Consider the following 25,507-nt stretch of genomic DNA (forward strand, 5'->3'; position numbering starts at 1 on the left):
CCCACGCCGAACCGGCGCCCGTGATGATGTGGTACGGCTCATCTCTGTAGAGCCCGGCCAGCTGCTCAGCGCGCGGCTCGAAGCTCTCCTTCACCGACACGAGCAGCTCCGGCAGCAGTCTCAGCTCGCCGACGATCGCATCGAACGACGGGCCCGCCAGCTCGCCGCGCGCGTCGAGAATCGACAGCACGACCACGAGCGACAGCAGGTAGAACATCTCCGAGGAGGTGTCGTCCTCGGCGAAGTTCGAGAAGTTGTGATCGGCCTTCTCAGCGACCGGCGTATCGGCCTTGCCCGTCAGCGCGATCACCTTCGCGCCCTTGCCCTGCGCGAACTCCAGCACCTCGATCGCTTCCTTGGTGGTGCCGGAGAGCGACGGGATCACCACGATTGAGCCCTCGCCGAGCGAGACGTCGCCCATCGCGATGATCTCGGCGGCGTGCACGAGCTTGACCGGGAAGGCGCTCAACCGGCCCAGCAGCTGCGCCGCCGGCAGCATCAACACGCCAGCGCCGCCGGCGCCGAGGAAGAAGACGTTCTTCGCACCGCCGTCGACCAGGCCGCCGATCGTCTCGCGCAGCGGCCCGGCCAGTGCCACGACACCACCCTGGATCGAACGGAAGCGGTCCTCGTCGAAATTCAGCATCAAGCGTCCTCGGGTCGCGGCGCCGCTGGTCGATCACGGCGCGGTGGGGGGGATGGTCGTCAGCGCGCCGCAACTTGTCGGACGTCTAACGAGAGAGCAAGGTACGGTGAGGGCGCCGAGCTGTCAAGAGGAGCTGTCGCGTTCTTCCAATCCAGCGGCCCGCCACGCCCCTAACGTGCCTGCACATGAGCGAGATCAGATTCGAGGTCACGAGCTGGGATGTGCTGACGCCGGCCGCCGGCGATCCCCTCTTCGGCGCGCATGCGGGCGACGGGCCCGCGCTCACGCGCACCCGTCTCACGAAGCGCTACAGCGGCGAGCTGGAGGGTGAGTCGGTCGTCGAGATGCAGGCCTGCGGCGAAGAGGGCTACGTCGCGACCGAGCGCGTCTGCGGCATGCTCGGCGGCCGCCGCGGCACGTTCGTGCTGCAGCACGGCGCGACCTTCGACCCCGACGGCGCGCCGCGCCAGTTCGGCTGGGTCGCGAAGGGCTCCGGCAGCGGTGAGCTGACCGGTCTCAGCGGCACCGCGCGCGTCGAGCACGGACTGCTGAGCCTCGACTGGCGACTGCCCGCGTGACAGTTTGGTGAAGCGGCGGCTGGGCACTGAGAGCGAAGGGGTAGAGCGACCTCTAGTCCCGACCGACCGAGCAGGAGGCCCACATGCCGTTCGTCACCGCTGCTGACGGAACCGAGCTGTTCTACAAGGAGTGGGGCTCAGGGCCCGCCGTCGTCTTCAGCCACGGCTGGCCGCTGAACAGCGACAGCTGGGAGGCGCAGATGCTGTACATCGCCGCCAACGGCTTTCGCTGCATCGCGCACGACCGGCGCGGTCACGGCCGCTCGGCGCAGACGTGGGACGGCAACGACATGGACCACTACGCCGACGACCTCGCGACGGTGATCGAGGCGCTCGGCGTGACCGACGCGACGCTGATCGGCTTCTCGACCGGCGGCGGCGAGGTGGCGCGCTACATCGGCCGTCACGGCAGCGGCCGCGTCGCGAAGATCGCGCTCGTCTCGGCCGTGCCGCCGTTCATGCTGAAGACCGACGACAACCCCGGCGGCGTGCCGATCGAGGTCTTCGACGGCCTCCGCGCCGGCTCGGAGGCCGACCGCTCGCAGCTCTACAGAGATCTCGCCGACGGTCCCTTCTTCGGCAACAACCGCCCCGGCGCCGACATCTCGCAGGGCGCCCGCGACGCCTTCTGGCTGCAGGGCATGACCTCCGGCCACAAGAACGCGTACGACAGCATCGCGGCGTTCTCGGCGACCGACATGCGCGCGGACCTGAAGAGATTCGACGTGCCGACGCTGGTGATCCACGGCGACGACGACCAGGTCGTGCCGTTCGAGGTCGGCGGCAAGGCGTCGGCGGCGCTGATCGACGGCGCCGAGCTGAAGGTCTATCCCGGCGCCCCGCACGGGATCACCGACACGCACAAGCAGCAGCTCAGCGAAGACCTGCTCGCGTTCGTGCGCGGCTGAGCCGGACGCGGAGTCTCCCCGATGTAACACCGCGCGCCGCGGCGGACAGTTACGGCCTGTGGCGCGGAAGTCCCATGACGACGAGGAGGAGCAGCGTGCCCGCTTCGAGGCGCTGTACGGCGCCCATCACCGCGCCGTGCGCCGCTACGCGCTGCGCCGGGTCGACGCGGCGGCCGTCGACGACGTCGTCAACGAGACCTTCGTCGTCGCCTGCACGTGGGCGGCCACCTCGCACGCCCGCGCCGCGCCGCACCCGCCTGCGTTCCCTCCGCCCCGCCCTCGCGCTCGCCGTCGGCGCGGCCGCCGCGCTGACGCTCCTGGTCGCCGGACTTCCAGGTGGCGGCGGGCAGGGACTGCCCGGCGCCGTCGCCGCCTTCGCCGCGCAGCTGCGCGCCGACGACGGCGTGCTGCACGTCGTGCTCGGCCCGGTGCGCCTCCAGCCCGAGCCGGGGACGTCGCCGGAGCCGCCGCTGTGGAGCGAAGGACTGCTGGTCGACGCGCTCGCGGCAGTACGCGAGCGGCGGCTGCGCGTCGTCGGCGAGACGACGCTGCGCGGCCGCCCCGTGTGGCTGGTCACGACCGACAGCCCGCTCCGCCTGCGCTACTGGATCGACCGCGACAACGGCGCGCTGCTGCGGATCACCAACCGCATCCGCCACTCGCGCGGTCTGACGACGAGAGAGATCCTCGCCGTCAGAGACGATCGCGAGCTGCTGCGCCACTCCAGAGTCCGCACGACCGTGCAGGAGGTCGAGCGCTGGGAGCCGCTGCCGCGGTGACGCGCTCGCTCAGCGCCGCTTGATCTCGATCTCCATCGTCAGCGTCTCGCAGGCGCGCATTCCGGTCCCCCACGCTCTGCAGCCTCTGCCCTCGCGCCGCCGGTCTCTGAAGACGAGCGTCTGGCGACCGGGGAGCCGCGCGAGGCGTGCGCCGGCGCCGGGGAATCTGAACTCGATGCGGGGGATCTCGTACGGCGCGCCCATGGTCCGCAGCGCCCATCTGTCGCACTTCTCCAGCTTGTCGCGGGCGTTGATGAAGACGTTGCCCATCAGCGTGTTCTTGATCACGGCGACATCGGCGTAGCCGTCGACCCGGCCGCGCTTGCAACCGCCGACGACCTGCTCGTCGGGCAGCGGATCTCTGCACAGCCCCAGCTCGCTGAGCGGCCCGCACGGCGAGCAGTCCGCCGTCTGCAGCTGGGCGGAGTGGATCCTGACGGCGTGGTGGCTGGAGAACGACGCGCGCGGTCGCTCCCACCCGGGCGTGTCGCCGCTCCAGCCGCCGCGGCCGGACTCGATCTCCAGCGGCTGGCTGTCGCCGCCGTCGATCGAGCCGAGCAGCTCGCCGTCGCCGAGCTCCCACCCTCTGCACGTGTCGGGGTGGTACTCGCCCTTCACGTTCCATCTGTGCGCGTACTCGGCGCTGATGCGGACGTCGTACTGCTTCGTCGCGGCGGCGGCGACGGCGGTCGGCACGAGCAGCAAGGCCAGCGCGACCGCCGCGAGCGCGCGGCAGGGCATGGTGAGCATCACCCCAAGGTCGCCGGGGCGGGAAGCAGGGCGCGACGGGGGATTCCCTCGCGCGAAGGTCTGACGCTCCTCAGCCGATCCCGTTACGCTGCTTAACGGAGCGCAGGGGGCGCAACGACGTAGGGGCGCGTCGGCCTGCGAAAGCAGACGGTTGAGGAGGGGAACGTGCCGTACCCACGCATGCACCGCGCGCGACGGATCGTCGCTGCGCTGATCGCCGTCCTGGCGCTGGCCGGGATCGGCGGCGTCGCCGCCGCGCCGGCCGGCGCCCACGGCGACGAGGCCGTCACGGTGATGACCCGCAACCTGTACCTCGGCGGCGACATCACGCGGCCGCTGACGGCGATACAGGGGCTGCCGCCCGAGCAGCAGGGGCCGGCGTTCGTCGCCGCCAACACGACGCTGCGGGCGATCGTCGATCAGACGAACTTCCCGCTGCGCTCGGAGCGCCTGGCGGCCGAGATCGCCTTCACCAAGCCCGACCTCGTCGGCCTCCAGGAGGTCGCGCTGTGGCGCCACGGCCCGCTCGACGGCAGACCTGCGACGGTCGTCGACTACGACTTCCTGCAGATCCTGCTCGACGACCTCGCCGCGGCCGGGGAGCCGTACGAGGTCGTGCGCTCGCAGGACGAGTCCGACGTCGCCGGGCCGGCCGTGCTCGGCGGCTCGCTGCAGAACGTACGGCTGACGATGCGCGACGTCGCGCTGCGCCGCGCCGACAGCGACGTCAGAGTGCTCGCGACCGGTGGTGACAACTACGTCACGCGGATCCCGCTCGTCGTCGCCGGCCAGCCGCTGTCGTTCATCCGCGGCTACGTCTGGGCCGACGTGGAGCTCGACGGACGCGAGTTCCGCTTCGTCAACACCCACCTCGAGTCGCAGCTCTCCGACGTCGCCTACGCACAGGCGGCCGAGCTGCTCGCCGGGCCGGCGGCTCCGAACGGCACGCCCGTCGTGGTCGTCTGCGACTGCAACTCCGACCCGCTCGACGCGAGCAGAAAGCCGGGCGAGAGATTCGCCCACCGTGATCCGTACCTGCTGATCACGGGCGCCGGCGGCTTCACCGATCAGTGGCTGAGATTCGCCCCGGCCGCGCTCGGCTTCACCTCCGGCCTCAGCGAGCTGGTCAACGACACGCCGTTGCAAGCGGCCGCGGCCTTCGACCATCGCATCGACATGGTCTTCGGCCGCTCCGCGACGGGCAGATCGCTGCCGGTCGAGTGGGGCTGGGTGACCGGCCGCAACCCGCTCAACCGGACCCCGGCGACGGCGATCGGGCGGCTGTGGCCGTCCGACCACGCCGGGGTGGTGATGCGCGTGCGGCCGTAGGCCTCAGAAGACGCGCGTCGAGAGCGCACCGCCGTCCACCAGCAGCGTCGCGCCGTGCATGTAAGCGGCGTCGGCGCCGGCGAGGTGGACGGCGGCCTGCGCGATCTCCTCAGGGCGGCCGATGCGACCGGCCGGCAGCGCGCTGACGGACGGCTCCAGCTGCGCGGCGAAGCCGGCGGTGCCGTCGGTCAACGTCACGCCGGGCGCGATCGCGTTGACGCGCACTCCCGACGGTCCCAGCTCGGCCGCCCAGCCGCGCGTCAGCTGCTCGACCATCGCCTTGCTGGCGGCGTAGAGGACGCCGGCCGCCAGGCCGACCTGCGCGACCCACGAGCCGAGGTTGACGATCACGCCGCCGCCGCGCTCGATCATCCCGGGCGCCAGCGCCTGCACGAGGAAGTACGGCGCGCGCACGTTGACGTCGACGACGCTGGCGAAGGTCGTCTCGTCGACGGTGACGGTCGGCGTCGGCGGGTAGACGCCGGCGTTGTTGACGAGCACGTCGACGTGGCCGCCGAGCGCCGCCGTCGCATCGTCGGCGAGCTGCCGCACGCCCGCGACCGTGGCGAGGTCGGCGGCGACGAACTCGGCCGCGCCGCCGGCGCCGCGGATCTCCGCGACGACCGCCGCGCCGCGCTCGGCGTCACGCCCGGCGACCGCGACCTGCGCGCCCTCCGCCGCGTAGGCGATCGCGATCGCGCGGCCGATGCCGCTGGTGGCGCCGGTCACGAGCGCCGTCTTGCCTGTCAGTCGTCCCGTCATGTCGCTGCCTCCACTTCGAATGGACTAGAAGGTCCATTTCTAGCAGAGTGAACCGAACAGTCCAGAACACGCTATCGTCGGTGGCATGGAACGCACACGGCGACTGACCGCGAAGGGCGCCGCGACGCGTGCGCGGATCGTCGAGACGGCTGCCGACCAGGTGCTCGCCCGCGGCGTCGGCGGCACCAGCCTCGACGACGTCCGCGCCGCCACCAGAACGAGCAAGAGCCAGCTCTTCCACTACTTCCCCGACGGCAAGCACGAGCTGGTGCGCGCGATCGTCGCCTGCCAGGGCGAGCGCGTGCTCGACGCGCAGCGCCCGGCGCTCGACGCGCTCGACAGCTGGGCGGCGTGGGCGGCGTGGCGCGACCTCGTGATCGCCCACTACACCCGCGTCGACGGCGTGCTCGGCTGCCCGATCGGCTCACTCTCCAGCGAGGTCGCCGCCGTCGACCCGGTCCTGCGCGACGACCTCGCCGCATACTTCCGCACCTGGAGCGAGCTGCTGGCGGCCGGCGTCGGGCGGATGCGCGAGCGCGGCCTGCTCGACGACGGCGCCGACCCGGAGGCGTTCGCGACCGAGCTGCTGGCGGCGATCCAGGGCGGGCTGCTGCTGTCGCAGACGGCCGGCACGCTGCGCCCGCTCGAACTGGCGCTCGACGGCGCGCTCGCGCACCTGCGCACGCACGCCGTCATGTAGGGCGCCCGGCGCGCCGCCGCGGCGCGTCTCCGCGGCAGCGCGCCCGGCGCCGCTACTCCCCGTGCGACGCGCCCCGCGCGCTACCGCTTCACGCGGAACTCGACGCGGTTGCCGCGCTTGACCGTGAACGGGCCCTGGACGATCCGGTGCAGCGCCGTCGCGCGGACCCACGCGACGTAGCGGCCGGGCGGCAGCGCTCTGGCGAGCTTCAGCGACCAGGCCGTCGTGCCGCGCGCCTTCAACCACGTGCGCGGCGTGCAGGCGCCGGGCTTCGCTCCGAAGCGCGGCCGGGTGCTCGTGAGCGCGCGGCAGCGTCGGCCGTCACGCCGGACGAGCGCGACCTCGACGCGCGCCGTGCCGCTCGCCGCGCTGCCGGCGAGGCGCGTGACGCGCCGGGCACCGACGCGGCCGAAGCGGGCGGCCGGCGCCGATCCGATCACGACCTCCCCGCCGTCGGGCGGGCGCGGCTGCTCCGGCGGGCGCGGTGTGTCCGGCGGGCGCGGCTGGTCGGGCGGGCGCGGCTTGTCGTCGGGCGGCTTCGGCGGATCGCAGGCGGAGCGGTCGCCGGAGTCCTGCACGCGCACCACCGCCGCGCGCGCGCCGGGCCCCTCCGTCGCGGCGACCAACAGCGCGCGCCCGGCGCAGTCGACGGCGATGCTCGTCGGCGTCCAGCGCTCGACCTCCTCGAACCCGAGCGGCGCGCCGGGATCGATCAGCGTCCCGTCGCCGCGCGCCGGGTCGGGCTCACCGGCGGCGGTGAACTGCCGCAGCAGCACCGTCCCCTGCGGATCTTCGTCGAAGCGCAGGCCGGCGAACAGCGCCGAGCCGTCCGGCCGCACGGCGACGACGTCGGTCCGCTCGATCGGGCTCCCGCCGAGCGAGACCGTTCTCTGGACGGCGCCGTCGGGCGCGGCGAAGAGCGCGACGCCGTGGCCGCTCGGCCCGTTGGTCATGAGGTGCGAGGCGGCGCGCGGGGAGCCGTCGGCGCGCAGCGCGACGTCGTACAGCTCGCTGGACTCGCCGCCCAGATCGACGACGAGCGGAGCGCCGAGGAAGCCGGGATCGGGTGCATACCCGGCCGTCAGCCGCCGCAGCGCGCCTCTGCGCACGCCCGCCACCCGCGTGCGGCCGGCGAGCACGAGCCCGCCGCCCGGTGCCGCGGCGACCGCCGCGTACTGCTCGCCGACCGGGAAGCGCAGCGCGTGCAGTTGCGCACCGGTCGCGGAGAGGCGCACGACGCCGTTGGTCTGCGCGCCCTCGAAGCCAGCCTCTTCAAGCACGTCGACGACGTCGCCCGGTCCGACCGCGACCTCGACCGCCTCGCCGGCGTTGACCTCCTGCGGCCACGGTCTCAGCAGCAGGCCGCCGTCGATGCCGAACGACGCGTCCGGACTGCCGTCGGGCAGCAGCCGCGCGACCGCGACCGCCGCTCTCCCCTGCGCGTCCTCCCAGCCGCCGGCGAGGACGATCCGGCCCTGGCCGTCGACCGCGACCGCGGTGGCGCTTCCCTCACCCGCGCCGAAGGCGACCTCGGCGCGCCCGTCGCCGCTGAAGCCCGTGTCGGGTCTGCCGGCCTCCGTCAGCCGCGCGACGCGCAGGCCGGCTCCCCAGCCGAGCGCGACGACCGCGCCGCCGCCGGGGTAGGCGGCGACGTCAGTCGGATAGCCGTCATCGACCGCGAACTCGACCGCGCCGCCGGTGCCGAACGAAGGGTCGAGCTGACCCGGAGCGGCGACGGCCGACGCGGCCGCCGGACCGGTCATGAGCAGGAGGGCGAGCAGCGAGGCGAGTGACGGGAGGCGCATCTGATCAGGGTCGGCCGTACCGCCGCCACGCGCCTCTGACCTATGGCGCGACCGGCTCTGTCGTTCGGCCGGGCGCACGGCCGGAGAGCTACGATCTGACGATGAGAAGCGCGAACGTCACGTGGCACCAGGGTTCGGTCGAACGCCGTCAGCGCTGGGAGGCGCTCGGTCGCAGCGGCGCGACGATCTGGCTGACCGGCCTGCACGCCGCCGGCAAGTCGACGCTCGCCGTCGCGCTCGAGGCGCACCTGCTGGAGGCCGGCCGCCCCGCCTACCGGCTCGACGGCACGACCGCCCGCCAGGGCGTCTGCTCCGACCTCGGCTACTCGGGCGAGGACCGCAGAGAGAACAACCGCCGCCTCGCCGAGCTGGCGCGCCTCTTCGCCGACGCCGGCACGGTCGCGATCGTCGCCGCCGTCTCGCCGTTCGCCGCCGGCCGCGAGGCCGGCCGCGCGCTGCACGAGAACGACGGGATCCCCTTCATCGAGGTCTACGTCAACACGCCGCTGGCGACCTGCGTCGAACGCGACCCGCGCGGTGTCTACCGCCGTGCCGCCGCCGGCCACTCGACCGGCCTGCCGGGCATCGACCAGCCGTACGAGCCGCCGACGGCCGCCGAGGTCGAGGTCGCGCCGAGCACGACGACCGCGCAGGCGGTCGAGCTGGTCGCCGCCGCGCTGCACGAGCGCGTCGGCGCGATCGCGCCGCGCGGCTGAGCGCACCAGGCGCGACCGGCTCGCGCGCTTCAGCCCAGCTCGGCCAGCTCGCCGGCCGCGACCAGCGCGGCCAGGCGCGGGCGCAGCAGCTTGCCGCGCGCGTTGCGCGGCAGCTCGTCGGCGACGAAGACGCGGCGCGGCCGGCTCGGCTGCGGCAGCGCCGCGCGAACGTGCTCGCGCACCTGCGCGCGCGTCGGCGCCGCCACGCCGTCGAGCACGAGCACGGCGACCGGGAGCGCGCCCCAGCGCTCGTCGGGCAGGCCGACGCAGGCGGCGTCGCGAACGCCGGGCAGTCCCGCCAGCGCCAGCTCGACGTGGGCCGGCTCGACGTTGAAGCCGCCGCTGACGATCGTCTCGCTGCCGCGCCCGGCGAGCGACAGCCAGCCGTCGCGCAACGTGCCGAGGTCGCCCACCGTCAGCCAGCCGTCGGCGTCCGGTCCGCCGGCGAGCCCGGCCGGGGTCAGGTAGCCGCTGAAGAGCATGTCGCTGCGGACGTGGACCTCGCCCTGCTCGCCGTCGGGCAGCGGCGCGCCGTCGAGGCCGCGGACCTCGACCTCGACGCCGTCGAAGAGCCGGTGCGCGCCGTGCGCGGGCGGCGGCGTGCGCGAGCTGTCGCGCGCGACGAAGCTCAGCTCCGAGGCGCCGTAGAAGTGCGTCACGGTCGCCGCCGGCAGCAGCCGCGCGAGCCGCTCGCGCGCCTGCCGCGGCCACGGCGCGGCCGACGACATCACCTCGCGCACGTGCTCGCGCGGTCGCTCGCCGAGCAGCGCGACGAGGTCGACGGCGAGCGTCGGCACGAGGTAGACGTGCGTGATCGCGTGGCCGTCGCCGAACGCGGTCGCGAGCGGTCGCAGGTCGACGGCCGCGCCGCGCGTGAGCGCGTGCAGCGCGCCGTAGAAGAAGTGCGAGTGGTCGAGCGGGCCGGCGGCCGAGACGACGTCGCCCGGCCGCACGTCGAAGGTCGCGTCGGAGCGGTCGAGCGTCGTCGCCCACGACGCCTGGTCGCGCACGAACAGCTTCGGCGTGCCGCTGGTGCCGGAGGTGAGGCCGACGAGCAGCTCGTCGCCGGGGCGGGCGCGCCGCTGGGCCGCCTCGCCGCCCACGTCGCCGGTGCCGGGCACGCCGCCCACGCGCACGTCGCCGGTGTCGCGCTCGTCGCGCGCCCCACGCTCGCCGCCCGCCAGCCCCGCCGGCGTCACGACTCGCTCCGGCGCGACGCGCTCCAGCAGCGGCCGCGGGTGACGCCCGGCGGTCACGACCAGCTCCGGCGCGGCGACCGCGAGCACGCGCTCGGCCTGGGCCGCGGTCAGGTGGCGGTCGACCAGCACGACGCTGACCCCGGCCGTCATCGCCCCCAGCACGACGGCGAGCGAGGCGGCCTCCGCGCGCGGCAGGATCGCGATCCGGCGGCGGCCGGCCAGCGCCCGCGCGACCGCCTCCGCCTGCGCCGCCAACGCGCCGTAGGCCGTGCCGCCGCCGGCGTCCGCGACAGCGAGGTCGTGCGGCCGCTCGGCGGCCCGCGCGGCGAATCGTTCGGCGAGCAGCGGCCCCATCGGCAGGCAAGTCTGCCAGTCGCGCGACGCGACCGACGCAAGCATGGCGGCGGCGCGGGGGCCTCAGGCGGCGACGACCGGCCGCCGCGCCGGCCGCGCCGCGCGCGTGACGACGACCGGGGTGCCGTGCCGCGGCGTCAGCGTGATGCCGCGCATCACGACCGGGTCGGGCTCGGCCCGTCGCGGGCGCACGTCGACGTGCGTGACGACGTGGCGGATCACCTCGGCCATCTCCGCCTGCGCCAGCGCCGCGCCGATGCAGCGGCGGATGCCGCCGCCGAACGGCAGCCACGCGTACGACTCGGCGCGCCCGTCGAGGAAGCGCTCGGGGCGGAATGCCTCGGGCTCGGGGTAGAGGTCGGCGCGGCGGTGGACGACCGCTATCGCCGGATAGACGCGGATGCCGGCCGGCAGCGTCCAGCCGGCGACCGTGCGCGGCGCCGTCAGCGAGCGCTCGCTGCCGTCGATCACCGGCCGCAGCCGCAGCGTCTCGCTGACGACGGCGTCGAGGTAGGCGTCGTCGCCGCCGGCCAGCTCGTCGCGCAGCCGCGCCAGCGCGACCGGGTCGCGCAGCAGCAGGTCGAAGGCGAAGGCGAGGCCGGTCGCGGTCGTCTCGTGGCCGGCGAGCAGCATCGTCATCAGCTCGTCGCGCAGCTCGCCGTCGCTCATCGGCTCGCCATCCTCGTCGCGGGCGCGCAGCAGCAGCGACAGCACGTCGGTGCGCGCGTCGAGGTCGGCCTCAGCGCGGCGGCGAGCGATCTCCTCGTGGATCAGCGCGTCGGCCGCGGCCAGCCGCCGCTGGAAGCGGCCCCACGGGCTCCAGGCGCCGAGGTCGCGCCGCAGCGCCTCGGGCAGCAGGAAGATCGGGCTGCTGTCGAGCACGGCGCTGAGCGCGCGCCGCATCCGCTCGGTCCGCGCGCCGTCGGCGAGGCCGAAGACGACGCGCGCGATCACCTCGAAGGTCAGCGCCCGCATCCGCGCGCGCAGCGTGAAGCGGTCGCCGACCCGCCAGCGGGCGACCTCGGCCGCCGTCACGTCGCGGATCACATCGCGGTAGCCGTGGACCGCCGCGCCCTGGAACGGCGGCAGCAGCAGACGCCGCTGACGCAGGTGCTCGGGGCCGTCCAGCAGCAGCACCGAGCGCGGTCCGAGCACCGGTGCCAGCGGCGCGTTCGCCTCGCCGGCGCGGAGGTCCGACTGGTCCCCGGTGAACAGCTCGCGGATCGCGTGCGGGTCGGCGACGTAGACGCCGGTGCCGAAGGCGAGCAGTCTGACCGTGAACAGATCGCCGTAGCGCCGGTGCCAGCCGAGCAGCGATTCGAGCGGCCGCTGCATCATCAGCGCGGTCGAGAGCGCGGCCGGTCCCCGGGGGCCGGGTGGCAGCGTCGTCGCCTGCTCGCGGGTCATGCGCGCTCCTCGCTCGTGAGAAGGCGGTCCCTGCGCCGCCGCTCCGCTTTCCAGGCTAGCGCGTGGGGACACCGGCCGCGATGGCTGCCGCCAGCGCGCTCCGGCCGTTCGCTTCAGACAGGGGGCGCGCGGCCCCGACGACCAGCGCGAGGGGGGCGCGCATAGTGCCGGGGCCGCCGCGGGCCCAGCGCGGAGCTGGGACTTGGGGGCGTCGCAAGTGTCCCAACGACCCGGCGCCGGAAACCAGTGCCGCGCCCGAATGTTCAAGTCGTGACTATCGGCGCTGACGCACCCGCTTGCGGTGGCGCGCACCCGTTCAATAGTCTGGAAGACGCGAGCATTTCTCACCACGGGGGACTTCACTGCGCCATGCAACGCCCACAGCCGGCACGGCGCCGCTGCTGACGGTCGAGCGCGTCTTCAAGCGACGGCGCAGCGGCCGCACCGAGATGGTGGTGCTCGACGCGATCTCGTTCGAGCTGGCGCCCGGCGAGCGCGTCGGCCTGCGCGGCGCGCGCCGCAGCGGGAAGACGACGCTGCTGCGGATCGCGGCCGGCCTCGAGGACGCCGACGCGGGCGTCGTGCGCTGGCGCGGGCGCCCCGTCGAGGCACTGCCACGGCGCGAGCGGACGCGGCGCCTGCGCGAGATCGCCTTCGTCGCGCAGACGCAGGACTGGCGCGCCGCGCCCGGCAAGCCGATGCTCGACCACATCGCGCTGCCGCTGGTGATCGCCGGCACGCCGGTCGTGGCGGCGCTCGCTCGCGCCCGCGAGGCGGCCGAGCAGGTCTCCGCCGAGGCGTTCGTCGACGCCGCCCCGCACGAGCTGCCGCCCGACGCGCTGACGCGGCTGGCGCTCGCCCGCGCGCTCGTGCGCGAACCACGCCTGCTGATCGTCGACGACCCCGGCGGCGGCAGCGGCGCCGGCGAGCAACAGGCGCTGCAGACGCTGCTGCGGTCGCTCGCGCACGACCGGCGCGAGCTGACGCTGCTGGTCTCGTCGCGTGAGGCGTCAGCGCTGCGCGGCAGCGACTGGATCATGTCGCTCGACGGCCGCGGCGGCCTGCGCGTGCCGGAGCGGCCAGCCGCTCAGATCGTGCCGTTCCCGAGCGGGGCGCCGGCGCCGTGAGCGCGCTCGAGCTGGACGCCGTCGCGAAGCGCTACACGACCGGCGGCGAGGTCGTGTGCGCGGTCGACGGCGCGTCGCTGACGATCGCGCCCGGCGAGGTCGTCGCGCTCTACGGCCCGAGCGGCTCCGGCAAGACGACGCTGCTGGAGCTGGCCGCCGGCACGCAGCGGCCCGACCACGGAAGCGTCCGCTTCGGCGGCGTCGACCTCGCGACGCTGTCGGCGGGCGAGGCGGCGCGCTACCGGCGCTCGCTCGGCTTCGTCTTCCAGCGCTTCTACCTGCACCCCGGGACATCGGCGCTCGACAACGCCGCGATGAAGCTGCTGTTCGCCGGCTGGGCGCCGCGCAGAGCGAAGCAGCAGGCGCTGACGTGGCTGAGACGGGTCGGGTTGGAGCAGCGTGCCGGGCACCCGCCGTCGAAGCTCTCGATGGGCGAGCAGCAGCGGGTCGTGATCGCCCGCGCGCTCGCCGGCGAGCCGGCGCTGATCCTCGCCGACGAGCCGACCGCGAGCCTCGACACCGAGCGCGGCAGGGCGATCCTGTCGCTGCTCGCCGGGATCTGCCGCGAGCGCCGGGTCGGGATGCTGCTCGCGACCCACGACCCAGACGCGGCCGCCTTCGCCGACCGCGTCTGCGACCTGCGCGACGGGCTCCTGACCGAGCGCGCCGACCACCGGCCTGCCGCCGCCCCCGCCCCGGCGCGCACATGAAGCTGCGCACGCTCATCTACCTGTACGGCTGGCGGCTGCGCGCCCACCCCTTCCAGGAGCTGCTCGCGGGCGTCGGCATCGCGGCGGGCGTCGCGCTCCTGTTCGCCGTGCAGGTCGCGAACACGAGCGTCACGGGATCGGTCGAGCAGCTCTACGAGGGGATCGGCGGCAACGTCGAGCTGCAGCTGACCGCCGGCGACGAGCACGGCTTCCCGGCGTCCGTCCTGACGCGCGTGCGCGCGCTCGACGACGTCGCCGTCGCGACGCCGATCATCGAGCGCCGGGCGGTGCTCGTCGGGCCGCGCGGCCGCCAGCAGGTCGCGCTGGTCGGGATCGAGCCGAGCCTCGCGCAGCTCGGCGGCCGGGTGACGCAGAACTTCGGCGCGGGCGGGCTGTCGATCCCCGCGCGCGGGGTCGTGATGCCGACCGGCGTCGCGGGCGCGGTCGGCGCCGAGCCCGCCGACGAGGCCGTCCTGCTGATCGCGGGCAGACGCCGCGCGATCCGCGTCGGCGCGACGCTCGACCGCGGCCAGATCGGCGTCGCTGCCGACAGTCCGCTGGTCGTCACCCCACTCGCCAACGCCCAGCGGCTGAGCGACATGCCGGGCGCGATCTCCTCGATCTACATCGCGGCGAGAGCAGGACGGAAGGAGGCCCTGCGCCGGCAGCTGGAGACGCTCGCGGCCGGCCGGCTGGAGGTCGGCGCGGCCGACGCGCCGGTGCAGCGGCTGCGCGTCGCGACCGAGGCCAACGACCAGTCGACCGCCCTCTTCTCGATCATCAGCGCGCTCGTCGGCGTCCTCTTCGCCTTCAACGCGATGCTGTTGACGGTGCCCGACCGCCGCCGCTTCGTCGCCGAGCTGCGGACGCAGGGAGCCGGCACCGGGCAGGTCGTCGCGGTGCTCGGCTTCCAGGCGGCGACGCTCGGCGTCGTCGCCTCGCTCGCCGGCCTCGCGTTCGGCGACCTGCTGTCGCGCACGGTCTTCCACAGCGTCCCCGGCTATCTCGCCTTCACCTTCCCGATCGGCACGCAGCGCGTCGTCCCCTTCAGCGCCGTCGCGATCGCCTTCGCGTCCGGGCTGCTGGCGGCGCTGCTGGCGACCGGGCGACCGCTGCTCGACGCCTTCTCGCACGGCGACGTCGAGGCCGCCTACGAGGAGGATGGCGAGCCCGGCGAGGGCATCAGCCCGCGCGCCCGGCGGCGGCTGCTCGGCGGCGCGCTGCTGCTGCTCGCGGCGACGGCCGCGATCGTGACGGCGGAGCCGAGCACGGCGATCTTCGGGGTGCTGGCGCTGATCGTCGCGACGCTGCTGGCGATGCCGGCGATCTTCGCCGCCTGCATGTGGCTGGTCGACCAGGTCGCGACGCGGCTCAACCTGAAGCTGCTGACGATCGCCGTGATGAACGCCCGCGCGACGATGACGCGCTCGGTCGCGGTCGCGGCGATCGCGGCCGTCGCGGTGCTCGGCAACGTCGCGATCGACGGCGCTCGCCACGACCTCGTGCGCGGCCTGCACGCCGGCTACGCCGACCACCTGGGGACCGCCGATGTGTGGATCACAACCGCCGGCCGCAGCCTCACGACCGACAGCTTCGCGCTCGACGACGGCACGCTGGCGCGACTCGCCGGCGTGCCCGGCGTCGCGGCCGTCCGCGTCTACCAGGGCGGCATGTTCGACGTCGGTTCGCGCCGCATCTGGATGATCGCGCGGCCGAGAGCCGACCGCGTGATCGTGCCGCCCTCGCAGACGCTCGAGGGCGACGCCGCCGCGGCCGGTGAAGAGGTGCGGCGCGGCGGCGCCGTCGCCGTCTCGGAGGCGATCGCGAAGGACCGCGGCCTCGACGTCGGCGGCCGCCTGACGCTGCCGGCGCCGGCCGGGCCGTTGACGCTGCGCGTCGCGGCGATCGTGACGAACCTCAGCTGGGGCCCCGGCGGCCTGATCGTCAACGCCGACGACTACCGCCGCGCGTGGCGCACCGCCGACCCGTCGGCGATCGAGCTGGACCTCGATCCGGGCGCGCGCCCAGCGGCGACGATCGCGGCGATCGGAGCGGCGCTCGGACCGCAGGCGCAGGCGCTCGACGTGCAGAGCACGGCGGTGCTGGAGGCCGAGTTCCGCTCGGCGCTGCGCGACGGCCTCACGCGCCTGAGCCAGATCTCGACGCTGCTGCTGGTCGCCTCCGCACTGGCGCTCGGAGTCGCGCTGACGGCGTCGGTGTGGGATCGGCGGCGGCTGCTGGCCGCCTACAAGCTGGAGGGCGTCCGCCGGCGCCAGATCGGCGGCATGCTGCTGCTCGAAGGCGGCGCGGTGCTGTCCGTCGGCTGCCTCGTCGGGCTCGTCGCGGGGACGGTCGGGCATCTGCTCGGCGATCGCTGGCTGGAGCTGACGACCGGCTTCTCCGCGCCCTTCTCCGTCCAGCTCGGGCACATGACGTCGCTGGTCGTGCTCGTGCTGGCGCTGGCGCTGGCGCTCGTCTCGGTTCCCGGCTTCCTCGCCGCGCGCGTACCTCCGCGGCTGCGCTTCCAGGAATAACTGTCCAGCATCCTCGGCAACGTGCCGAGGATGCTCACATGACGATCGCCCGCAGGTCCCGGCCACAGCGGCTGCGCCCGCTCGCTGCCTTCCCGGCGGCGGCGAGCAGCTACTGGTTCGGGATCTTCCCGCTCGTCGGCGGCGAGCTGCGCAGATGGCGGCAGCTCGCCGACGCGATCCCGGAGCCGGCGCTGCGCCGCCACGCCGTCGAGAAGCTGACCGAGGAGCACGTCACGGCCGAGGGCGCGGCCGCCTTCGCGATCCTCGCCCCGCGCCGCCGTCGCGCCGCGCTCGTGCGCGCCGTCGTCGCCTTCGAGGTGATGTACGACTACCTCGACGGCGTGACCGAGGCGCATCCGACGCTCGCCAACAACCGCAGCCTCCACCGCGCGCTGCGCGCCGCCGTCGACGCGCGCGCGCCGCTGTCTGAGGACCTCTACCGCCACCACCCCCACCGCGACGACGGCGGCTACCTCGTCCAGCTCGTGCTGGCCTGCCGCCGCGGGCTGGCCGCGGCTCCCGCGGCGGCGCGCGTGACCGAGGCGCTGGTCGTCGCGACCGAGCGCGCCGCCGAGGCGCAGAGCCTCAACCACGCCGGCCGCGGCGACGACCACCGCGCGCTGGCGGCATGGGCGAGAGCGAGCGTCGGCGATGACCAGCCCGACCTGCGCTGGTTCGAGTTCGCCGCCAGCGCCAGCTCGCCGCTCGGCATCTTCGCCCTCTGCGCCGCCGCGACGCTCGAACGGACCGGACCGGCCGAGGTCGCCGCGACCGCCTCCGCCTACTTCCCCTGGGTCGCGGCGCTGAACTACCTGAGCGAGAGCCTCGTCGACCGCGCCGACGACCTCCGCACCGGCAACCACAGCTACGTCGGCCGCTACGACTCGGAGCGGGAGCTGGGCGCCCGGCTCGGCGAGATCGCCCGCCGCAGCGTGCGCGAGCTGTCCGCGCTGCCGTGCTCCTCGCGCCACCTGCTGCTGCTCGCTGGGATGGTCGCGCTCAACCTCACGCACGAGCGGGCGCGCGACGCCGGCGCGCGTGACGCGGCCGAGGCGATCCGGACGGCGATCGGGCCGGCGGTCGAGCCGTTCCTGCTGATGCTGCGGATGCGGCGCGCGGCGAGACGGTTGCGGGCGACGTGGAGGGCCGCGGTCAGACGCTGCTCGCGGGCCGCAGCGGGACGACGGTGGCGCGCTCGGCGGCGACGTTGGTACGCAGGCGACCGGCGCTGATCGTGAGCGCGCGGTCGACCCCGGCGAGGCCGATCGCCTCACCCGCGGTCATCAGCACGGCGACGCCGGAGTCGGCGATCGCGCGTAGCAGCGCGAGGATCCCGTCGCGCTCGATCAGCGGGACCGTCGCCGTCGGCTCGTCGATCGCGATCAGGCGCGGCTGCACCAGCAGCGCCTGGGCGATCCCGACGCGCACCGACTCGGTCGCGTCCAGCTCTCCGACGCGGACGTGCGCGCAGTCGCCGACGCCGGCGCGCTCCAGCGCCGCCAGCGCCTCATCGCGCGCGTCGCGCTTGCGGGCGCCGCGCGCGACGAGCGCGACGGCGAGGCGATCGAGCAGCGGCTGGCGCTGCGGACCGAGCAGGCGCGGCTGCGCGTAGGCGAGCCCAGCCGCCGTCGCCGCCTCGGCGCCGGCGGCGAGGTCGACGCCGCCGAAGCGGACGGTGCCGGCGTCGGGCTGCTCCAGCCCCGCGCCGACGCGCAGCAACGTCGTGCGCCCTGATGCGCGACCGCCCCAGACGGCGACCAGCTCGCCGGGCTCGACCGCGAGCGATATCGCGTCGAGCGCGGTCCGCGCACGGCGGGCGTCGGCATAGCGCTTCGTGACGCCGTCGAAGACGAGCAGGCTCATCGCCCGCCGGCGCTGCCGTCTCGGTGCGCCGCGCGGTCGCGCAGCTCCTCGCGGGCGTAGTCGATCCAGCGCAGCTGCGCCTCCAGCACGAAGCGCCGCTCCTCGGCCACCAGCCGCTGCACGAACTCGCGCTCGGGCTCGACGCCGGCCTGTGCCGCGCTGCGGTCGACGAGCGGGATCCGCTGCGAGACCGAGACGCACTCGGCGTCATAGCGGTCGATCAGGTCGCCGAGCGCGCCGAGGTCGCGCGCGCCGACGGCGATCAGCCGGCCGAGCAGCTCGATCCGCTCCTCGTCGTCGCGCAGCCGCTCGGCGAGCCATTGGCGGTAGACGACGGCGCCGTCGGCGGTCGCGCGGTAAGTCACCTTCGGCTGCCGCACCGGCCGCTCGTCTTCGGCGGGATCGGCTGCCTCGGTGTTGTGGACGATCAGACGCTCGCGCTGCAGGCGGTCGAGCGCGGCGTAGACGTGCGAAGGGCTGTTGACTTCCAGCAGCTCCCCGTAGCGGGCGCGCAGCCGCTGGAGCAGCTCGTAGCCGTAGCTCGGCTTCTCGATCACGAGCCCCAGCACCGCGTAGTTGACCGGCGATCTCAAACTCGTCTTCACGTCGCCCCCTGACTCCTCCCGCTGACGCCCGCTCGGGCCTCCCCGATGCACTACTTAAGCCACGCTACCCGCGCCCGCCGCGACGCGCAAGCGCCCACGGGTTGTTCAAGGCTTGAATAGTCGTGACCGGACGCGCGGCGGCGCAGGCCGCTCAGCCGCGCGGCGCCTGCACGCGCTCCAGCCGCGCGGCGAACTCCTCGGCGCGGTCGAGCTGCTTGCGCAGGTCGGCGATCCGCTCGACGGTCCGCGCGGAGAAGGCCGCGATCCGCTCGCGCGCGGCGTCGAGCTGGGCGGCGTCGGCGTCGGCCGCCTCGAGCGTGTCGTAGGCGGTCAGCAGGTCGCGCATCTCCTGCACGGAGAAGCCGAGCGGCTTCATCCGCTTGATCAGCAGCAGCCGCTCCACCTGCTCCTCGGTGTAGAGGCGGAAGCCGCCGTCGCTGCGCGCGGCCGGCGTCAGCAGCCCCGACTCCTCGTAGAAGCGGACGCTGCGCAGCGACAGCCCGACGCGCTCGGCGACCTCGCCGATCTGGAGCATCTGCGCGCGCTCGGCCATCGCGGGCCAGCGTACTTCAGTGGGCCGCGGCGAGCTGGCCGGAGAGGTCGCTGCGCAGCTGCTCGCTGCGTCTGTTGAGCCCGGTCACGCGCGGCTCGATCCCGTGGCGGCCGTAGTGGGTCGCGATCGCGTCGAGCGCGGCGACGGCGGAGGCGTCCCAGAGGTGCGCGCGTGAGAGATCGATCACGACGTTCGGCGGGTCGCTCGCGTACTCGAACGCCTCGATCAGCTCCTGGTCGGAGGCGAAGAACAGCTCGCCGGAGACGGTGTAGAGGACGCTCGTGCCGTCGGGGTCGAGGATGCGCCGCACCTCGACGAGGTGGGCGACGCGGCGGGCGAAGATGACCATCGAGGTGAGCACGCCGAGGCCGACGCCGATCGCGAGGTTGTGGGTCGCGACGGTCGCCGCGACCGTCACGCCCATCACGACCGTCTCGCCGAGCGGCATCCGTCTCAGCGTGCGCGGGGCGATGCTGTGCCAGTCGAAGGTCGAGACGGAGACGAGCACCATCACCGCGACGAGCGCCGCCATCGGGATCACGGCGACGACCGAGCCGAGCGCGACGACGAGGATCAGCAGGAAGAAGCCGGCGCAGAAGGTCGAGAGGCGCGTGCGCGCGCCGCCGGCGCGGACGTTGATCATCGTCTGGCCGATCATCGCGCAGCCGGGCATGCCGCCGAAGAGGCCCGTGACGATGTTCGCGATCCCCTGGCCGCGCGCCTCTCTGTCCTTGTCGGAGGAGGTCTCGGTGACGTCGTCGACGAGCTTGGCCGTCATCAGCGACTCCAGCAGCCCGACGGCGGCGAGCGTCAGCGCGTACGGCGCGACGATGCTCAGCGTCTCGAACGTGAACGGGACCGACGGGATCCCGAGCAGCGGCAGCGTGCTCGGCAGCTCGCCCTGGTCGCCGACGTCGGGGACCGAGATGCCGGCGACGACCACGACGATGGTCAGCGTCACGATCGCGACCAGCGGCGCCGGGATCGCGCTCGTCAGCCGCGGAACGCTGTAGATGATCGCCAGTCCCGCCGCGCACAGCAGCCAGCCGGCGATGCCGCCGTCGGTCAGGTACGGGATCTGCGCGAGGAAGATCAGGATCGCGAGCGCGTTGACGAAGCCGGTCATCACCGAGCGCGGCACGAACCGCATCAGCTTCGCGACGCCAAGCAGGCCGAGCACGATCTGGAAGGCGCCGGCCAGCAGCGCGGCGGCGAACAGGTACTCGACGCCGTGCTCCTCCACGAGCGAGACGACGACGAGCGCCATCGCGCCGGTCGCGGCCGAGATCATCGCCGGCCGGCCGCCGCAGAAGGCGATCGCGACCGCCATCGTGAAGGAGGCGTAGAGGCCGATCTTCGGATCGACGCCGGCGATCAGCGAGAACGAGATCGCCTCGGGGATCAGCGCCAGCGCGACGACGAGGCCGGACAGCAGCTCGACACGCAGGACCGCGGGCGCGGGCAGCTGTGGGCGGGGCAGGGCGAGGCTGGGCACCCGTTCGACTCTACCCTAACGTAAGGGTAGAGTCGGTTGGCGCGACCGGCGCGTGCCGCGTACCGACGCGCGACCATCCGCGATGTGCCCACGTCGCGCTCCACCTCCCCTCGTCGTCGCCGCTGGTCGATCGCCGCATCGCTGCTCGGGGCGATCGCCCTCCTGCTCGTCAGCGCAAGCACGGCAGCAGGCGCCACGACGAGCATCTCCTTCGACGCCGATCCGACCGAGGAGATCGCGACGACGATCACCGTCTCGGGCACCGCTGACGTGGCGACGCAGCTGTTCGTCTACATCAAGAGCGGTATCGGGAGCTGCGCATCGACGCCGGCCGGCAACGCGGCCACCGTTTTGACTCCCTCCTACGGCGACACGATCGCGGCGGGCTCGTTCTCTCGCGACTACAGCTACACGCCGCAGAACAGCGGCGCCTACCGCGTGTGCGCGTATCTGTCCGCGAGTTCGATCACGGCGCCGCAGGCGACTGCTGCGAGCCTCCTCAGCGTTCGTGCTCCGATCGCCTCCGTTGACCTCTCCGAAAGCGGCGACCCCACGGAGGAGACGCCGGTCACGTACACCGTCTCGGGCGCCACTGAGGTTGACCGTCAGCTGTTCGTGTACGCGAGCATGAGCGCTGGGAGCTGCGCCTCAACGCCGGCCGGCAACGCGGCGACCGTCCTGACTCCCTCCTATGGCGACACGATCACGGCGGGCTCCTTCACGCGCGACTACAGCTACACGCCGCAGAACAGCGGCTCCGTTCGCGTCTGCGCCTACGTCTCGGAGAACAGCATCGACACGCCCGAAGCAACCGCGACGCGCCTCACGCTCGTCCGCGAACCGACGGCGTCAGTCGTGATCGAGGCGAGCGCCGACGCCGCAGAGGAAGCGCCGATCACGTACACCGTCTCCGGCACGACGGAGCTGGAACGGAGCCTGTTCGTGTACGCGAGCATGAGCGCTGGGAGCTGCGCCTCAACGCCGGCCGGCAACGCGGCGACCGTCCTGACGCCCTCCTACGGCGACATGATCGCGGCGGGCTCCTTCAGACGCACCTACAGCTACACCCCGCAGAACAGCGGCTCCGTTCGCGTCTGCGCCTACATCTCAGAGAACAGCATCGACACGCCGCACGCCACCGCGGCGCAGCTCACGGCCGTCCGCGAACCGACCGCTTCGTTGAACCTCGCGCTGTCCGCGCCGCCCGCGAAGGGACAGCCGCTCACCGTCTTCGCGAACGGCGCCACCGAGCGAGAGCGGCAGCTCTTCCTCTACGTCGCCTCGGGGTCTGCGACCTGCGCGGCAACCGCTGCGGGCAATGCGGCGAGCGCGCTGACGCCATCCTACGGCGACACGATCGCGGCGGGCCAGGTCTCGCGGACGTACTCGCTCACGCCCGCGCGAGAGGGAGCCTACGTGGTGTGCGGCTACCTGTCAGAGAACAGCGTGGATGCACCGAACGGCGCCGCGTCGCTTCCCTTCACCGTCGTCGACCCGAACGCGCCGAAGCTCAGTGCCTCCGCTCCGGCGGTCGTCGGCGCCAACGACACCGTGCCGCTGAGCTTCTCGGGCACGATGCCGACAAGGGCGCAGCTGACGGCCTTCGTCGGGCCCGAGAGGGTCGCGTGCGCCGCAAGCTCCGCGCGACAGACCGCGACAAGCGGCGTGCGCACCGTGCGGCCCCCGCAGGCGCTGCCGGCAGGTCCGGTCGCCAGCGGCGCGACCTTCGGGCCCGCGCAACCGGGCCGGTACCGCGTCTGCGCCTACATCTATGGCGATGACGGCGACGGCGTCGATCTCGCGGCCAGACCCGCGGCCAGCGCCACGACCGTCTTCGAGATCGCGCGCGACCCGGCGCTCGTCCCGCAGCTCGTGACCGAGGACGGCGCCGAGAGCCGCGACCGCGTCAGCATCTCGTGGCGCCGTGGGCTCCGCGGCGAGACGGACGCGATCACGCTCTACGACGGTCCTCCCTCGGCTGGCGGAGAGGTCGTCTGGAGCGGGGATGTCGAGAGCGACGAGGTGCGCGTCTCGAAGCGAGGAGACACGATCGCCGCGCGCATCACGCGCGACCTCGGCTACCGCAGGCTGTGGTGGGCGATCGACCGACCTGGCCCCTACGGAGGCAGCTACCGCAGCGACGTTCGCACCGTTCGCGTGGTGCCGCGGCCGCTCTCGCCGGCGACGGCGCGCGCGACGGTCGCGACGTCGCTGCCGCGGACCAGTCGAGCACGCGGCCGGGTGCGGCTGACGATCGTCTCCTCGCCGCGCGCTCAGGTCCGCCTCGTCGTGCGACGAGGCGGCCGCATCGTCAAGCGCGTCTCGTACGTCGAGAGAGCGGGCGCGCAGCGGACGCTGAGCTTCTCGACGAGCTGCGCCGCAACCGGCAGACACGCCTTCGTCGTCGCGATCGCAGACCCGTATGGGACGACCGTCTCCCGCCGCGGCTCTTGGACAGTCAGCGGCGCCCGCTGCGCGCGCCTGCGCACCGCGGAGCGCAAGCGGGCGGAGGCACGGCGTCGAGCCGAGGAGCGCAAGCGCGAGGCCGACAAGCGCCGGCGTGAGCGCGAGCAGTCCAGCTCCGGAGGTTCCGGCGGCTCCGGTGGCTCTGGCGGATCCGGCGGCACCGAGATCGGCTGCGACGGCGACCCTCAGGCGCGACCGTACCCCGTCTATCCCGGGCAGCGGGACGGCGACGGGGACGGTTGCTACAACGAGAGCTGAGCGCCCTACGCCACCGGCGTCTTCAGGTGCGGCGCCATCAGCGTCGACCACGAGCGGTTGAGCTGCTTCCACTCGTCGCCGCAGCGGACGGCGCGGCGCTTCGGCAGGCCGTCCTTGCCGACCAGCGACTTGAACTCCTTCTTGTCGCTGCCGTAGATCCAGCAGAGGAACTGGTAGGTGCGCTGCTGCGAGAGCGAGTGCTCGTCGGCGTAGTCGTCGTCGGTGGGCGTCGAGGACATGCCGGCGAAGAGGATCGAGGCGGCGAGCGCCGAGCGCGCGCCGAACGCGGGCGTGTTGGCGAGCAGGTAGGCGGCGAAGCCGTCGACGGCGTCCTCCTCCTTGCCCGTTATCGGGATCTGCAGCTGGTCGACGAGCGCGTGGCCGAGCTCGTGCGCGACGACGAACTCATTGGCCCAGATCATCATGCGCACCGGGCCGGGGTCCTTCATCCCGCCCAGCATCTGGCGCATCACTCTGACCTCGTAGTTGAGGAACAGGTGCGGGAAGTGGATGAAGCTGAGCTTCTCGCCCTCGAACTCGACGTCCGGCAGATAGGCGGGGCCGATCTCCGCCTCGCTGGAGAAGACGACGGGGATGTCGCGCGGCAGTCTGTAGCGGTCGTTGACGGCGGTCGCGACCTGCTCGATCGAGCCGGAGCGGCGGAGCGCGGCGGCGAACGGCTTGGCGGCGCGGGCGGCCGGGCCCCATTCGACGACGACGCGGCCGTCGCCGAGGATCTCGTCGGCGGGGGCGGTCGCGGCGGTGCCGAGGGCCGCGACGGCGGTCAGCAGCGTCGCGCAGATGAGGCGGCGGGGAGAGAGCATCGTCCCCCGGAGATCGACCGCGACCCGGCCCTCCTTGAGCCGCCGCGGTCAGCGTCGGGCCGGTCTGCGCGCCGCTCTGACGAAGGTGTGGCGCAGCGCCGCGACGGCGGCGTCGTCGGTCACGAAGCGGGTGTAGGCGCAGAACAGCACTCTGCGCGTCGAGCCGGTCTGGTACTTGATCGGGATGCGGAAGCGGCCGCCGTCGCCGGCGTTGAGACCGCGGCCGATCCGCGCGATGTGGTCGCCGAGGTTGATGACGTTGTTCAGCTCCGCGCCGTACGAGCGCGGACAGCGCTTGATCACGCGCGGGTCCTGCACGAACAGGTCGATCGAGTAGTCGATCGGCGGGTCTCTCGCCTCGTTCGATCCGCTCACGACGACCGTCGCGACGCTGCCGGCGCGCGGTCTGCCCTGGACGGCGATCGCCAGTCTCGTGTTCGGGTAGGCCGGAGCGGCCTGCTGCTCGGATCTGGCGGCGGTCGTCGCGGCGGGGATCGCGAGCGCGGCCGTCGCGGCGGCCAGCGCGGCGGCGAGGGAGGCACGGATGCGCATGGGATCGGCCTACCACGTTCGAGCGCCGTCGAATCGGGTCGGCCCGTAACGTCCGCGGCCGCCCGCGCAATGAACCCCCCGATGGCAACCACTCACGTCACATGACCAGCGACGCCGCGCTGCTGGCGGCCGCCCGCACAGATCCGGACGCCTTCCGCGAGCTGTACGACCGCCACGCGCGTGCGATCCACGACTACTTCGTGCGCCGCAGCGGCAGCGCCGACGCCGCCTTCGAGCTGACGGCGGAGACGTTCGCGCAGGCGTGGCTGGTGCGCGCCCGCTTCCGCGACGAGGCCAGCGCCTCGGCCACGCCGTGGCTGTACGGGATCGCCCGCCTAGGTCGCCGCGCGCCTCGGCACCACCGCGCCTGCCGCGCGCGTCCGCGTCCACCGCGGCCTCGGGGCGCTGCGCGGCCGTCTCTCCAGCACCAAGGAGTCATACCGATGACCGCCCGTGACACGACCGACGCCCGTCTCGACCAGCTCGGCGACGCGCTGCGCGCCGCCGCCGCGGACGACCTCGGCGCCACGGCCGGCGCCGGGCACGTGGCGACCGCGTCGGCGCGCCCGCGCCGGCGCCGCCGCATG

24 protein-coding genes are annotated in these 25,507 nt (G+C 73.9%); 12 read left to right on the forward strand and 12 right to left on the reverse strand.

Annotated elements, in window-relative coordinates; genetic code table 11:
- Nucleotides 1–646, reverse strand: a 646-nt coding sequence (locus R7226_RS24245; protein ID WP_318599943.1) for an SIS domain-containing protein, incomplete at its 3' end; no start/stop codon positions are given.
- A 185-nt stretch (nucleotides 647–831) separates the two neighbouring features.
- On the opposite strand from R7226_RS24245, the gene R7226_RS24250 reads away from it, so the two are divergent.
- From R7226_RS24250 to R7226_RS24260, 3 genes are all read left to right on the forward strand, one after another.
- Entirely contained in the window at nucleotides 832–1,224 is a 393-nt protein-coding gene (locus tag R7226_RS24250) for a DUF3224 domain-containing protein (protein WP_318599944.1), read from the forward strand.
- An 83-nt stretch (nucleotides 1,225–1,307) separates the two neighbouring features.
- Nucleotides 1,308–2,132 (forward strand): alpha/beta fold hydrolase, encoded by an 825-nt coding sequence (locus R7226_RS24255; RefSeq protein WP_318599945.1) that lies wholly within the window; start codon nucleotides 1,308–1,310, stop codon nucleotides 2,130–2,132.
- Between the two features lie 95 nt (nucleotides 2,133–2,227).
- Complete coding sequence (locus R7226_RS24260; RefSeq protein WP_318599946.1) at nucleotides 2,228–2,911, forward strand: hypothetical protein; 684 nt, start codon at nucleotides 2,228–2,230, stop codon at nucleotides 2,909–2,911.
- 9 nt (nucleotides 2,912–2,920) lie between these two features.
- Here the strand turns inward: R7226_RS24260 and R7226_RS24265 are convergent, their stop codons facing one another.
- On the reverse strand, nucleotides 2,921–3,661 hold the full coding sequence (locus R7226_RS24265; RefSeq protein WP_318599947.1) for a hypothetical protein: 741 nt from the start codon (nucleotides 3,659–3,661) through the stop codon (nucleotides 2,921–2,923).
- 165 nt (nucleotides 3,662–3,826) lie between these two features.
- On the opposite strand from R7226_RS24265, the gene R7226_RS24270 reads away from it, so the two are divergent.
- Nucleotides 3,827–4,990: a hypothetical protein gene (locus R7226_RS24270; RefSeq protein ID WP_318599948.1), complete on the forward strand. Its 1,164-nt coding sequence runs from the start codon at nucleotides 3,827–3,829 to the stop codon at nucleotides 4,988–4,990.
- A 3-nt stretch (nucleotides 4,991–4,993) separates the two neighbouring features.
- Here the strand turns inward: R7226_RS24270 and R7226_RS24275 are convergent, their stop codons facing one another.
- Nucleotides 4,994–5,752, reverse strand: a complete 759-nt coding sequence (locus tag R7226_RS24275) for an SDR family NAD(P)-dependent oxidoreductase (RefSeq protein ID WP_318599949.1) — start codon at nucleotides 5,750–5,752, stop codon at nucleotides 4,994–4,996.
- A gap of 85 nt (nucleotides 5,753–5,837) precedes the next feature.
- Between R7226_RS24275 and R7226_RS24280 the strand changes: the two genes are divergently transcribed.
- Nucleotides 5,838–6,452: a TetR/AcrR family transcriptional regulator gene (locus R7226_RS24280; protein ID WP_318599950.1), complete on the forward strand. Its 615-nt coding sequence runs from the start codon at nucleotides 5,838–5,840 to the stop codon at nucleotides 6,450–6,452.
- An 80-nt stretch (nucleotides 6,453–6,532) separates the two neighbouring features.
- Here the strand turns inward: R7226_RS24280 and R7226_RS24285 are convergent, their stop codons facing one another.
- On the reverse strand, nucleotides 6,533–8,257 hold the full coding sequence (locus R7226_RS24285) for an NHL repeat-containing protein (protein ID WP_318599951.1): 1,725 nt from the start codon (nucleotides 8,255–8,257) through the stop codon (nucleotides 6,533–6,535).
- Nucleotides 8,258–8,358: 101 nt separating this feature from the next.
- Here R7226_RS24285 and cysC point away from each other — a divergent pair, with 101 nt between their 5' ends.
- Nucleotides 8,359–8,973: an adenylyl-sulfate kinase gene (cysC, locus tag R7226_RS24290; RefSeq protein WP_318599952.1), complete on the forward strand. Its 615-nt coding sequence runs from the start codon at nucleotides 8,359–8,361 to the stop codon at nucleotides 8,971–8,973.
- 29 nt (nucleotides 8,974–9,002) lie between these two features.
- Here cysC and R7226_RS24295 read toward each other — a convergent pair whose 3' ends face one another.
- Complete coding sequence (locus tag R7226_RS24295) at nucleotides 9,003–10,526, reverse strand: AMP-binding protein (RefSeq protein ID WP_318599953.1); 1,524 nt, start codon at nucleotides 10,524–10,526, stop codon at nucleotides 9,003–9,005.
- Between the two features lie 63 nt (nucleotides 10,527–10,589).
- The gene (locus R7226_RS24300; RefSeq protein WP_318599954.1) at nucleotides 10,590–11,933 is read right to left on the reverse strand and encodes a cytochrome P450; all 1,344 of its coding nucleotides are present in this window, start codon (nucleotides 11,931–11,933) and stop codon (nucleotides 10,590–10,592) included.
- Nucleotides 11,934–12,388: 455 nt separating this feature from the next.
- Between R7226_RS24300 and R7226_RS24305 the strand changes: the two genes are divergently transcribed.
- From R7226_RS24305 to R7226_RS24320, 4 genes are read left to right on the forward strand one after another with little or no spacing between them, the layout of a single operon-like run.
- Entirely contained in the window at nucleotides 12,389–13,060 is a 672-nt protein-coding gene (locus R7226_RS24305; RefSeq protein ID WP_318599955.1) for an ATP-binding cassette domain-containing protein, read from the forward strand.
- A complete protein-coding gene (locus R7226_RS24310; protein WP_318599956.1) occupies nucleotides 13,057–13,770 on the forward strand; it encodes an ABC transporter ATP-binding protein in 714 nt (237 codons plus the stop codon). Before R7226_RS24305 ends, R7226_RS24310 begins: the two co-directional genes overlap by 4 nt.
- The gene (locus R7226_RS24315) at nucleotides 13,767–16,304 is read left to right on the forward strand and encodes an ABC transporter permease (protein WP_318599957.1); all 2,538 of its coding nucleotides are present in this window, start codon (nucleotides 13,767–13,769) and stop codon (nucleotides 16,302–16,304) included. Before R7226_RS24310 ends, R7226_RS24315 begins: the two co-directional genes overlap by 4 nt.
- Nucleotides 16,305–16,342: 38 nt before the next feature.
- Nucleotides 16,343–17,536 (forward strand): DUF2600 family protein, encoded by a 1,194-nt coding sequence (locus R7226_RS24320; RefSeq protein WP_318599958.1) that lies wholly within the window; start codon nucleotides 16,343–16,345, stop codon nucleotides 17,534–17,536.
- Here the strand turns inward: R7226_RS24320 and R7226_RS24325 are convergent.
- The 4 genes from R7226_RS24325 to R7226_RS24340 all read right to left on the reverse strand — a co-directional run bounded on the left by R7226_RS24325 (nucleotide 17,457) and on the right by R7226_RS24340 (nucleotide 20,820).
- Entirely contained in the window at nucleotides 17,457–18,167 is a 711-nt protein-coding gene (locus R7226_RS24325; protein ID WP_318599959.1) for an ATP-binding cassette domain-containing protein, read from the reverse strand. The two genes, R7226_RS24320 and R7226_RS24325, sit on opposite strands and share 80 nt — an antisense overlap.
- Nucleotides 18,164–18,772, reverse strand: a complete 609-nt coding sequence (locus R7226_RS24330; RefSeq protein WP_318599961.1) for a PadR family transcriptional regulator — start codon at nucleotides 18,770–18,772, stop codon at nucleotides 18,164–18,166. The genes R7226_RS24325 and R7226_RS24330 overlap by 4 nt, the downstream gene beginning before the upstream one ends.
- A 151-nt stretch (nucleotides 18,773–18,923) precedes the next feature.
- Complete coding sequence (locus R7226_RS24335; RefSeq protein ID WP_318599962.1) at nucleotides 18,924–19,325, reverse strand: MerR family transcriptional regulator; 402 nt, start codon at nucleotides 19,323–19,325, stop codon at nucleotides 18,924–18,926.
- Between the two features lie 16 nt (nucleotides 19,326–19,341).
- Complete coding sequence (locus R7226_RS24340) at nucleotides 19,342–20,820, reverse strand: SulP family inorganic anion transporter (RefSeq protein ID WP_318599963.1); 1,479 nt, start codon at nucleotides 20,818–20,820, stop codon at nucleotides 19,342–19,344.
- A gap of 84 nt (nucleotides 20,821–20,904) precedes the next feature.
- Here R7226_RS24340 and R7226_RS24345 point away from each other — a divergent pair, with 84 nt between their 5' ends.
- Complete coding sequence (locus R7226_RS24345; protein ID WP_318599964.1) at nucleotides 20,905–23,544, forward strand: hypothetical protein; 2,640 nt, start codon at nucleotides 20,905–20,907, stop codon at nucleotides 23,542–23,544.
- Between the two features lie 5 nt (nucleotides 23,545–23,549).
- Here the strand turns inward: R7226_RS24345 and R7226_RS24350 are convergent, their stop codons facing one another.
- Together R7226_RS24350 and R7226_RS24355 are read right to left on the reverse strand one after the other, a co-directional pair.
- On the reverse strand, nucleotides 23,550–24,368 hold the full coding sequence (locus R7226_RS24350) for a DUF4344 domain-containing metallopeptidase (protein ID WP_318599965.1): 819 nt from the start codon (nucleotides 24,366–24,368) through the stop codon (nucleotides 23,550–23,552).
- Nucleotides 24,369–24,416: 48 nt separating this feature from the next.
- On the reverse strand, nucleotides 24,417–24,920 hold the full coding sequence (locus R7226_RS24355) for a hypothetical protein (RefSeq protein ID WP_318599966.1): 504 nt from the start codon (nucleotides 24,918–24,920) through the stop codon (nucleotides 24,417–24,419).
- A gap of 101 nt (nucleotides 24,921–25,021) precedes the next feature.
- Between R7226_RS24355 and R7226_RS24360 the strand changes: the two genes are divergently transcribed.
- Nucleotides 25,022–25,507, forward strand: a 486-nt coding sequence (locus tag R7226_RS24360; RefSeq protein WP_318599967.1) for an RNA polymerase sigma factor, incomplete at its 3' end; no start/stop codon positions are given.

The sequence above is a fragment of the Conexibacter stalactiti genome (genome assembly GCF_033542075.1).
In the GTDB taxonomy this organism is placed as follows: domain Bacteria; phylum Actinomycetota; class Thermoleophilia; order Solirubrobacterales; family Solirubrobacteraceae; genus Conexibacter; species Conexibacter stalactiti.